Raw genomic sequence first — 10,719 nt, 5'->3', positions numbered from 1 at the left:
CTCCTGAAAAACCACTCTTAGTTTAGAATTTTCAAACCTTAACGTGTCAAGCCATCTAAAATACCTGACGGTCCATTTTTTTCCCCCTGATGGTGGATGGATATCATACCGAAGTAAAAATTTACTTAACCGGTGTTTAGCTCTTAATTCGTCTTCTTTTGCATCCTCTCGACATCTAACAAGATCCCGTAATGCCTCATCCTCTGGAGTAGGAACGTAAACAGATGTTAATTCTCCAGCTCGATATAATTGTGCTAATCGAACGGAATCTCTACGATCCGTTTTAATACGATCACCAGGTTTCTGAGGTATTAAAGATGGCGCTATAACGGTACAGTGAATATTTAAAGTTAGGAGTAACCTATACAATGCATATCCGGTAGGACCTGCTTCGTAACACACGCGTAAGTTCTCACTGTTTCCTATCTTTTTCATCAATTTCTTAACTGCTTCTGGTGTATTCGAAATCATGCCCCAGTATCTAGGCTCATCTCGTCCTTCATCGGCAATCGCAACAGCTATTTTTTCTTTTGATACGTCTAAACCTACATATTTTATGGTATCCTTCATAATAACTAGCTCCTTTCGTAATGTAGCTCTGATTTGGTTTGTTTTTTCCAATAAACATTCTAACCAAATTAACCTACGTATTTACGAGTAGGAGCTAGTTTCGTTCATGATAACTCGGCGCTTTGGCGCCTCCGGGGTCTCCCCTGCCCCGTACTCCCGCAGGAGTCTTCGCGCCTTCCGCTCCAATCAACAGTGTTAAAAATCAACATTGGCTTTTAACACGGCCATTTTAAAAAAAATCCACTTGAATTGTATGCGTTACCAATGCTGTCAGGTTAATGCCGGCTGGTCCTTTAGGGGATTAAAGCGGTAAAATTAGTATGTCAGATTAACTTACACATTCGTGTTAATTGACTTTCTAACGTGTTATAAAATATTCAAACAATTTATTTTCTAACATGGAGGGGGTAGAAACGCATGAAGAAACAAAAGCTGGTACTTGTCGGAAATGGAATGGCCGGGGTTAGAGCAGTAGAAGAAGTGCTGAAAATTAACCGGGAAAAGTTTGAGATAACGATTTTTGGTCAGGAGCCTTATCCGAACTACAATCGAATACAGCTCTCCACGGTCCTGCAAGGAGGTACCTCTGTTCGCGATATCACCTTGAATGAATGGAAGTGGTATGAGGACAACCAGATCCGTTTATATCCGGGTGAATCGGTTACGGCCATTGATACGGAAAACCAACTGGTTTATACAGATAAAGGGCGAATTGTGTCCTATGACAAACTGATTTTGGCGACTGGTTCAAACCCCTTCATGCTGCCGCTGCCGGGAGCAGATAAAGAAGGAGTTACCGCCTTTCGGAACATTAAAGACTGTGAAAAAATGATTGAATATTCGAAAAAGCATAAGAAAGCGGCGGTTATTGGCGGAGGCTTGCTGGGCCTTGAAGCTGCCCGCGGGTTATTGAACCTTGGGATGGAAGTGGATGTCATCCATATTCATCATTACTTAATGGAACGTCAATTGGATCAGACGGCAGGAAAACTATTGCAAACAGAACTAGAAAAACAGGGGATGAGATTCCTTTTACAAAAAAACACAGCGGAAATTTTAGGGAAAAAACAAGTAACAGGTCTTCGCTTTAAAGACGGCACCAAAATTCAGACGGACTTAGTGGTAATGGCAGTTGGGATTAAGCCCAATATTTCTTTAGCAATAGAAGCTGGGATTCCCGTTGACCGTGGAATTATTGTCAATGACTACCTGGAAACGGATGTCCCCAATATATACGCGGTTGGGGAATGTGCGGAACATCGCGGCATTGCTTATGGTTTAGTTGCCCCGTTGTATCAGCAAGGGCAAGTGTTAGCCAAAAGACTTTGCAGCATCGAGGATGAAGGTTACAAGGGGTCTGTTCTTTCTACACAGCTGAAAGTATCTGGCGTCGATGTTTTCTCCGCTGGGAAAATAAATGAGGCCGAACACACGAAAGCCTTCAAAGTATACGATGATTACCGCGGTGTTTATAAAAAAGTTCTAATCGAAGATGGAAAAATATCTGGGGCTGTTTTGTTCGGGGACACAAAGGACGGGAACCGTCTATTAAGTCTCATTAAAAGGAGATCTGCCATTGAGGAATATTTAGAGACGGACGTAAGTAATGGAAATGAGCAAAGTGTCGTTGCCGCAATGGCGGATGGAGAACTCATTTGCGGCTGCAATGGCGTCACAAAAGGTGCCATCGTGGATGCCATCCGAACGAAAGGATTGACAACAGTAGACCAAGTAAAGGGCTGTACCAATGCTTCACGCTCCTGCGGAGGATGTAAATCACTTGTAGCGGACCTCTTACAATGTACCCTTGGTGATCAATATCAAGCTGACCGAAAGGAAGCCCTCTGCGGATGTACTGATCTATCTAGAGATGAGATTTTGCAGGAAATCCGTGAAAAGGGTTTGACACATATTCGTGAGGTTATGAATGTGCTTGATTGGAGAACGGATGGCTGCTCGAAATGTAAGCCGGCATTAAATTATTACTTAGGAATGATTTACCCATTAAATTACAATGATGAGAAAGAAGCCCGCTATGTGAATGAAAGGATGCATGCCAATATTCAAAAGGATGGCACATACTCGGTCGTTCCACGAATGTATGGAGGAGTGACGACTGCAGATGATCTAAGAAAAATTGCTGATGTTGCAGATAAATACAAGGTAGGACTGATTAAGGTTACAGGGGGCCAGCGCATTGACTTACTTGGTGTAAGAAAAGAGGACTTACCGAAGATGTGGGCTGATTTGGATATGCCCTCCGGTTCTGCCTATGCCAAAGGACTTCGAACCGTTAAAACCTGCGTTGGTGAAAACTTCTGCCGCTTTGGTACACAAGATTCCATTGGAATGGGGATTCGTCTGGAAAAGAAATTTGAAGGGCTAAATACCCCCCACAAGGTCAAAATGGCTGTTTCCGCTTGTCCGCGTAACTGTGCTGAAAGTGGAATTAAAGATGTTGGTGTTGTTGGTGTCGACGGGGCTTGGGAAATGTATGTAGGCGGAAACGGCGGGACGCATCTCCGTTCAGCGGATCTTTTATTTAAATTTAAAACGGGGGATGAGCTTGAAGAAATGATTAGTGCGTTCCTCCAATATTACCGAGAAACGGCCCATTATTTAGAAAGAACCTCAGGATGGGTCGAGCGTTTAGGGCTTGATCATATTCGGGAAGTACTCTCCAATCCAAATACAGTGAAAGAATTAATGATGCGAATGGAAGAAGCATTGTCTGTTGTTCAAGAACCTTGGAAGAAAGCCATTCAGGACAAAACACTGTTAAAAGACCTCTATGAATCTTTGAAACTCCCGGTGGAAACGAAATAACGGATTATTGGAGGGGAAAGAAAAATGGAAAAAACACTACGTCCTATATTGATCGGAAAAGCGGAAGATTTACCGCAAAAGCTTGGAAAAACCGTTACGATTGGCCGAAAAGAAATCGCTGTTTTTAAATTGGAAAATGGAAAAATTCATGCTATTGAAAATCGCTGTCCTCACAAGGGCGGAGTACTGGCGGAAGGAATCGTTAGCGGGGAATTTGTTTACTGTCCTTTGCATGATTGGAAAATCAGCGTGCTGGATGGAAGAGTGCAAGCACCAGATGTAGGGTGTGTTCAATCCTATCCAGTCGAGGTCAGAGATGGCCAAGTATTTATTTTTCTAAACTGAATGGCTTTGTTTAAAGGCAATGTTGATTTTGAAACCCTGTTGATTGGAGCGGAAAGCGAAGCGCCTGGAGCGCAAATCAACGGCCAAGTATAACAAAGCCAAGCGAATAAAAAAGGGAGTGAAAGAATGTCATTACTAAGCCCTAATCAAGTGGTAGAAAACATGATTCAGGCAGGGGAAGCGAAAGCCAAACTGCCGATAAAGGATTTATTGATTCGCGGGGCGTTGGCGGGAGCGTTTCTTGGGTTTGGAACAACTTTAGCCTATTCGGCAGAATTGCAAACTGGAATGGGGGTCGCAGGAGCGATTCTTTTTCCAGCTGCCTTTGTCCTCATCATCCTGCTGGGGTTGGAATTAGTAACGGGCAGTTTTGCGCTGATTCCGGTTGCCGTCATGGACAAACGGGTAACCGTTTGGCAAATGATTAATAATTGGTTTTGGGTTATTGTTGGTCATATAATTGGAGGAGTTTTTTATGCCTGGCTGTTTACAATTGCCTCCACACAGTTTGGGCATGTGACCGATAATGCTGTTGCAGCAAAAATTATCGCCGTATCACAGGCCAAAACCGTTGGCTATAAAAGTCTTGGGGTTGATGGATTCATTGTTGTGTTTGTTAAAGCGATGTTATGTAATTGGATGGTGACATTGGGAGCGGTAATGGCGATGACTACCAAGTCGGTCATTGGAAAAATTGCAGCTATGTGGCTGCCAATTTTAATCTTTTTTGCCCAGGGCTTTGAGCATGCAGTTGTGAACATGTTTGTCATTCCAGCGGGGATGATGCTTGGTGCTAATGTTACCTTCACAGATTGGTGGGTATGGAATCAAATTCCAGTTTTAGCGGGGAATTTGGTTAGCGGGTTTTTATTTACTGGGGCAGCCTTGTATTATACACACAGGAAAGCCGAGACTAAAAAGGTGTTGGATATGGCCAAGAAGACGGCCCCCCTTACAAGTCCACAGCAAGGTTGATAGAGAGCTTCAATCGAAAGCCCCTTGTTAAAAAAATCAAAGGGGCTTTTTATGGAAGTGGGTAAGGACTTCGGAAATAAAATCAGCATAATTGTCGATATGAAAATCTGCTTCTATATTATGATTCTGAAAGGCAACGGTTTTGATATTTAAATGCCTAGCTGGAATTAAATCTAAGTCGCGGTCGCCCACAACCAAATCAATATGGTGGCTTTTTAGAACATACTCATAGGAAGAATGATGAGGCTTTCTCGTAAATCCTTGTTCTTCAACGGATACAATCTCCTTAAAGTATTTGGCTAAATCGTATTTTTCAAGGAGATAGATAGTAGATTCTTTATCGCGATGAGTCACAATAATATTGTTATCAACGGCCGATAATACATCTGCCAAGTGTTCAAATGGAACACTGTGTGTTTTCGAGTAATAGTTATGCAGCTTTTGATATTCTGCTCTAAGCTCTAAAGAAATTCCATAATGTTTAAAAGCTGTTAAGGAATCTTTTTTTAACCATTTCAGCACTTCAGTTCGGTCTAGTTCTTGCTGGCTTAATTTAATAAATCCTTCGACAAGGGCTGGATAAGTATCAAAAAGAGTCCCGTCGAAGTCCCACAAAATATTAATATGAATCCCTCTCTTCAATTTCATTACTACTCATTATAGAAAGGTCATAATGTAAAAATCAACTGAGGTTTATCTAAAGGATCTTGTGACGATAGTGTGATAATATTTTCTACTTACCTATTCCAGCTTTCTCTTTTTCTTTCTTAGGCTGCTGGTCAAACTGAAATTTTTTTAGGTTAGACATCCACTCGTAGTAGTGGACTTCACAGAGCCCTCGAAGAAAATGATAATTAAAACAATCTTCAACCCCGCATAATTTAATTTCCTTGGGTGTGTGTGGATAGCCTATTTTTTTGTAAATATAGTTATGGTGTTCGCAGTAACCATTGGCAAAGTAGGGCTTGGTACAATCTATTGCCAGACAATGGTCAACCGAGCGGGCCTCTACCCTAATGGTATCCGTATTCCCTCTTCTTCTCATTCGCACGTAATGCTTATTACATAGCTGCCGAGCTTTAATAGGTTCACAGCATCCTTCTACAGTACACAGACCTTTCGTAGAAAACCGCTTTTTTTCAACTGATTCCAATTGTCCTCACCCCTCTAACTAAATTATTTCAAAAAATGTAATACCTTGAAGTATTTGGTATAATCCGTTTTAATTGAAAAAACCTCTCCTAAACGAAAGAAGAGGCTTCTTACTCTTCATAATTAGAAGAGTAATTGGCTTAAATGGTTATTCTAGTAATAGCACCAAAATTTAGGTCTATCCTTTATGTTGTGAGATATATGGTAAAGTTTATACAATATTTTTATTATTTAAAATAATAATACATATACTACAATTTGTATACCCACTAAAAAATTTTCACAATATATAGATTTGTAAGCGTTGTTAAATTTAAGGGTTTTATTAAAGGTCATGAAAAGGAGAGAAACAAAGATGAACACAGCTAATCATAAAGAAACCCCGCATATTAAACCAAATGGCGTAGAGATTGCGGAAACCATCCTTTTGCCTGGGGATCCACTAAGAGCAAAATTTATTGCCGAAACCTATTTAGATGACGCGGTTCAATTCAATTCCGTCCGTAATATGCTGGGATTTACCGGAACGTATAAAGGAAAGAAAGTATCTGTCATGGGAACAGGTATGGGCATGCCGAGTATGAGTCTTTATTCTTGGGAGCTGATTCATATTTTTGGTGTGAAAAATTTGATCCGGATTGGGACATGCGGTGCTATCCAAGACTCTATGAATTTGTATGATATCGTTTTTGCCATGGGGGCTTCTACGGACTCCCGGTATGTTCATCAATACAATCTTCCAGGAGAATACTCCAATATTGCCTCATTTGCCTTATTGGAAAAAGCGAAAAGGTCAGCGGACCAAAAAGGGTTTCCAGTCCATGTCGGAAATGTTCTTTCTAGCGATATTTTTTATAATGCCGATGAAACTGCGTTGGAAAAATGGCGGAAGATGGGGATTTTGTGTGTGGAAATGGAGACGGCCGGTCTTTATATGAATGCAGCCTATGCCGGAGTTAATGCGCTCACCATATTAACGGTAAGTGATCATATTATTCGACATGAACAAACGACACCAGAAGAAAGACAAGTAGCTTTTACAAATATGATGGAGATTGCTTTGGAATTGGCTTAGCCATTATAAAAGGCGAACAGTGACTGTCACTGTTCGCCGTCTGCTGTCAAAGATGAGTTTGGTGGTCTTTCTCCATTCTGCAAATCAGCAATCGTCAAGCCAAAATCCATTTCTAAATGGGGATAATCTTTAAATTTGGCCCAATCGCCTCCCCATTGGAATCCTAAGGATTTTGCCATTTTAACCACCTCGGTCCAATCCGCGACACCATTTTTATTTCCATCATAATTCATGTCCCAAATGACATTACCTTCAGGAGTCTTTAACGCAAAATCGATGGCAAGCCCAAAATTGTGGTAGGACTCTCCGCCTTTTGCATACGTTACAATATTTCCTTCAGAAGTACGGCCTTTTTCAAAAAGTCGATCCTGGTCTTCTGCACTTCGGAATCCATCTGTAATCACAAGTACAATTCCTTTTTTGGCAGCCTGCTGGATTAATTGATTGCTTCGTTCTTTCACAACCGGATGGAGATCAGTTGGTAAAGGCGTTGTCTGCTTGTTATTCGATCCCATAAAAGGAATTGATTCCTTATGAAACACAATGACGTATAGGATAGTGAATATGATGAGTAATAATGTGAATGATAAACTTCCTATCCGCTTCAATTCTTTAGTTTCCTTTCGTAAAAAACTTATTACACTTTCTAAGACGAATAAAATAACGTGGTTGTTTCATATTTTTACATCGTATTGATAATAAGACAAAAATGGCCGCCTCCGGTCATTAAGAAAGGACCTAATGCCCGTTCTCAAGGAAAAAAGGGTGCTCGAGGTAATTAGGAGGAGCCCCTAATGCCCGTCAACAAGAAATAAGGCCGCTCGAGGTAAATAGGAGAGTCTCCTAATGCCCATCAGCAAGAAAAGAGACGGCCCGCGGTAAATAGGAGAGTCTCCTAATGCCCATCAGCAAGAAAAGAGACGGCCCGCGGTAAATAGGAGAGTCTCCTAATGCCCGTCAGCAAGAAAAGAGACGGCTCGAGGTAAATAGGAGAGTCTCTTAATGCCCATCAGCAAGAAAAATGCTACTAGCAAGTAATTAGGAGGAGCTCCTTATATCCTTTAGCATGAATTTTTCCCGGACTCCTGAATAATTCTATACGTTTCATTAGCAAAATCCTTATACTTCGAATCCGGGAGCGGCCGATAATTTTCGACTGCCTCCGATGAAGTTTGAAGGGCTTTGTCTCTGTTCCCAAGTTCGTGATAACAAAGAGCTTTGAATACATCGGCAATGTATAATAGCGACAAATCAAACGGATGATGGGCCCATTTCGTGGTTTTGGCTTTTTCAAGGAATGGAATGGCTTCGGCATAGCGTTTAAGGCCGTAATAAGCTTTTCCTTTTTCAAGGAAAAATAAATCTTCAAAGTTATCCGCCAATTTCGGGTCCGATAAATAGTCATCAATGATAATTAACGCTTCGGCATAAGCCTTCTGTTCAGAAATAAGCGACATAACCGTAAAAACATCATAAAACACAAGTGAAAATGTATCATCAGCAAATTCACCATATTGCTTTAACTTCAACGTAAAATGCCGTTTTTTATCCTCATCGCGGGTCATCTCGCCATGTGCTGCAGCAAGCCTGTATAAATCATCAATCCGATAGAAGATTCGGTGCTCTTTTGAAAAATCAATGGCACTTTCCATCACAGCTGTGGCGGAATCAGAATCTCCGACAGCGAAATGCAAAATCGCTTCATTGTAATCTAGGTCCACACGGGTCATCGGGTCGATGTAAGCATGGTTTGCTTCAAGTTCAGCCCGCTCTGACAACAATATGGATAATGCTTCAGAATAATCATGCTCTAGGAATTTCACGATTGCACGGAAGATGCCAATACTGGCCCGTTTTGCCGTTAGCATCATCTCATCGTACATGATGGCAGCCCGATTGGAAAGCCCCCGCCAGCCCTCTTTTTTGTCATGATAAAGACAACGGCTATATATATCCAATAATCGGGCAGACTCATATCCATTTGAGAGATTCTCAATATATGGTTCAATGAGGGCTGCAATCTGTCGATACCTTTCAGGTGATTTATCAAGTTTCACATTATATAATTTCTCCGCTTTTTCTAACACTTCTCTTAATTCAAGCGAACTTACCTCTTCTAAAAGTTCAGTGACCTCTACCCCGAGACGTTTTGCGATATAGGCTAAACTTTCCATTGAAGGCTTTGCTTTATTATTTTCAATTAAACTGAGCATTCCTTTTGTGAGTTCCTCGCCAGCCAGCGCCTCAAGCGTCATCTTTTTCCTTTTTCTAATTTCCCGAATTCGTTCTCCTAACATTCCAATAAGCACTTCCCTAGGCAAATTAATTAATTAGTTTAATTATATTAAACTTTTTCTTGAAATGGAAGTGGCCTCCATGTTATGATTTGTTTAATTAAATTAAACTTTTGGGGTGGATTTGATGATGGAGGACCGTTTAAGGCTAAAAAAAGCCACGTATCATCTCTGGACATTCACAATAAGCAAGCTGATTTCTTCCTTTGGAGCGCAAATATATTCCTTTGCTGTCAGTTTTTATATTTTACAACTAACAGGATCGGCCACGAGTTTTGCTGCCAATCTTATCTGCAATATACTGCCGCGAACCCTTGCAGCTCCTTTTGCTGGCTACTTAACGGATAAATATTCGCGAAAAATAATTGCCATTACTTCACAAGCAGCGACAACCTTAGCCATAGCCGGGCTGCTCACTGTAACCGTAACATCGGGCTTATCCTTGGCAGCCGTATATACGACTTCTTGTATTTTGTCACTTACCTCAATGTTCTCAGGAGTGGCGTTTACCTCATCAATAACAGGGCTTGTTGACAAGGAACGAATTCAAAAAGCGATGTCGTTGAATCAAATGTCGATCTCCTTTGCCGCCATTGCCAGTCCGGCTGTGGGAGGACTTCTTTATGGTGCTGTATCCATGCCGGTTTTCCTTATTACCTATATGGGCGCATCCATCATCGCCATTTTGTTGGAGTCAACAATGAATTTTACCTTGTTTGCCAACAGGAAAGAGGAGGTAAAGGGGGAAGTGAAAGAATCGATGTGGCAAAGCATGAAGGCTGGAATTCATTATTTGAAACAGCATTCATTAATCGTTACCATCATCTGGATGGCACTGTTAATTAATTTCCTCTTTGGTGCCTACGAGGTCGGCTATTCCTTCATCCTTATTGAAAAATTGAAAATGGCTTCCAGGAATTTTGGCTTTACCCAAGGGGCATTTGCGATCGGAATGCTAGTATTGTCCGTTTATTTTTCAGTCAGAAAAGAAGTTAAATTTCCGTTTCGTTTAGCCAAACGAGCCTTTATCGGAATGGGAATTATCATGGGTGGAGCGGCAGTCCCCATCCTCATCTCAATGTCTGGCACCGCGGTATTTGGTTATTATTTGATCATCATGTTTGGTTTAGGAACTTTGATTATCACTGTTAATACTCCTATTCAGGTGATGCTGCAAAAGCAGATTGAGGATGATTTTAAAGGACGCGTGTTTTCCATTGTGGAAACAATGGCAATGGCCTTAATGCCGTTAGGAATGGTGTTGTACGGCTTTTTGTATGATATTTTCCCTGCTCAATGGATACTTCTGCTTTCGGCTTGCCTTTTCCTCGTCGTGACTCTGATTCTTGCAAGACCATCCGTTGTTAGGAAGGCTCATCCGGAGCTTAGCGAGGAGAAGAGTGTCAGCGGTGAAGTGGCTCGTAATTATTAGGAGAGGCAAATGAAAAGATGAGCAAGAAAAAGAATCTTGCTCATCTCTAT

10 protein-coding genes are annotated in these 10,719 nt (G+C 41.3%); 5 read left to right on the top strand and 5 right to left on the bottom strand.

All coding sequences use genetic code 11. The features are described from left to right. On the bottom strand, positions 1-570 hold a 570-nt coding region (locus tag PH210_RS19700; RefSeq protein ID WP_289987890.1), incomplete at its 3' end, for an IS110 family transposase. Between the two features lie 417 nt (positions 571-987). On the opposite strand from PH210_RS19700, the gene nirB reads away from it, so the two are divergent. The 3 genes from nirB to PH210_RS19685 all read left to right on the top strand — a co-directional run bounded on the left by nirB (position 988) and on the right by PH210_RS19685 (position 4,716). Then, positions 988-3,396 (top strand): nitrite reductase large subunit NirB, encoded by a 2,409-nt coding sequence (gene nirB, locus PH210_RS19695; RefSeq protein WP_289987889.1) that lies wholly within the window; start codon positions 988-990, stop codon positions 3,394-3,396. A gap of 24 nt (positions 3,397-3,420) precedes the next feature. Then, the gene (gene nirD / locus PH210_RS19690) at positions 3,421-3,741 is read left to right on the top strand and encodes a nitrite reductase small subunit NirD (RefSeq protein ID WP_289987888.1); all 321 of its coding nucleotides are present in this window, start codon (positions 3,421-3,423) and stop codon (positions 3,739-3,741) included. 126 nt (positions 3,742-3,867) lie between these two features. Beyond that, positions 3,868-4,716, top strand: a complete 849-nt coding sequence (locus PH210_RS19685; RefSeq protein ID WP_289987887.1) for a formate/nitrite transporter family protein — start codon at positions 3,868-3,870, stop codon at positions 4,714-4,716. Positions 4,717-4,752: 36 nt separating this feature from the next. On the opposite strand, the gene PH210_RS19680 is transcribed toward PH210_RS19685, so the two are convergent. Then, positions 4,753-5,364, bottom strand: coding sequence for an HAD-IA family hydrolase (locus tag PH210_RS19680; protein ID WP_289987886.1), 612 nt, complete (start codon positions 5,362-5,364; stop codon positions 4,753-4,755). Between the two features lie 85 nt (positions 5,365-5,449). Continuing rightward, entirely contained in the window at positions 5,450-5,869 is a 420-nt protein-coding gene (locus PH210_RS19675) for a hypothetical protein (protein WP_289987885.1), read from the bottom strand. A 354-nt stretch (positions 5,870-6,223) separates the two neighbouring features. On the opposite strand from PH210_RS19675, the gene deoD reads away from it, so the two are divergent. Further along, positions 6,224-6,943, top strand: a complete 720-nt coding sequence (deoD, locus tag PH210_RS19670) for a purine-nucleoside phosphorylase (protein WP_223589129.1) — start codon at positions 6,224-6,226, stop codon at positions 6,941-6,943. A gap of 26 nt (positions 6,944-6,969) precedes the next feature. Here the strand turns inward: deoD and PH210_RS19665 are convergent, their stop codons facing one another. Further along, positions 6,970-7,458: a M15 family metallopeptidase gene (locus PH210_RS19665; protein ID WP_289987884.1), complete on the bottom strand. Its 489-nt coding sequence runs from the start codon at positions 7,456-7,458 to the stop codon at positions 6,970-6,972. A 546-nt stretch (positions 7,459-8,004) separates the two neighbouring features. After that, a complete protein-coding gene (locus tag PH210_RS19660) occupies positions 8,005-9,240 on the bottom strand; it encodes a helix-turn-helix domain-containing protein (protein WP_289987883.1) in 1,236 nt (411 codons plus the stop codon). Positions 9,241-9,367: 127 nt separating this feature from the next. Between PH210_RS19660 and PH210_RS19655 the strand changes: the two genes are divergently transcribed. After that, entirely contained in the window at positions 9,368-10,669 is a 1,302-nt protein-coding gene (locus PH210_RS19655; protein ID WP_289987882.1) for an MFS transporter, read from the top strand. Positions 10,670-10,719 lie beyond the last annotated feature (50 nt).

Origin of the sequence: Paenibacillus sp. BSR1-1 (assembly GCF_030403775.1) — a bacterium.
GTDB lineage: Bacteria > Bacillota > Bacilli > Bacillales > Cytobacillaceae > Neobacillus.
The sequence above is the reverse complement of the archived record's forward strand: the minus strand, read 5'-3'. Positions and strand labels throughout refer to the sequence as shown.

What these genes read in the sequence shown, in the direction of transcription:
- PH210_RS19655 (WP_289987882.1), top strand. Translation starts at nt 9,368, where the DNA reads ATGGAGGACCGTTTAAGGCTAAAAAAAGCCACGTATCATCTCTGGACA.
- nirD (WP_289987888.1), top strand. Translation starts at nt 3,421, where the DNA reads ATGGAAAAAACACTACGTCCTATATTGATCGGAAAAGCGGAAGATTTA.
- PH210_RS19685 (WP_289987887.1), top strand. Translation starts at nt 3,868, where the DNA reads ATGTCATTACTAAGCCCTAATCAAGTGGTAGAAAACATGATTCAGGCA.
- deoD (WP_223589129.1), top strand. Translation starts at nt 6,224, where the DNA reads ATGAACACAGCTAATCATAAAGAAACCCCGCATATTAAACCAAATGGC.
- PH210_RS19680 (WP_289987886.1), bottom strand. Translation starts at nt 5,364, where the DNA reads ATGAAATTGAAGAGAGGGATTCATATTAATATTTTGTGGGACTTCGAC.
- nirB (WP_289987889.1), top strand. Translation starts at nt 988, where the DNA reads ATGAAGAAACAAAAGCTGGTACTTGTCGGAAATGGAATGGCCGGGGTT.
- PH210_RS19665 (WP_289987884.1), bottom strand. Translation starts at nt 7,458, where the DNA reads ATGGGATCGAATAACAAGCAGACAACGCCTTTACCAACTGATCTCCAT.
- PH210_RS19660 (WP_289987883.1), bottom strand. Translation starts at nt 9,240, where the DNA reads ATGTTAGGAGAACGAATTCGGGAAATTAGAAAAAGGAAAAAGATGACG.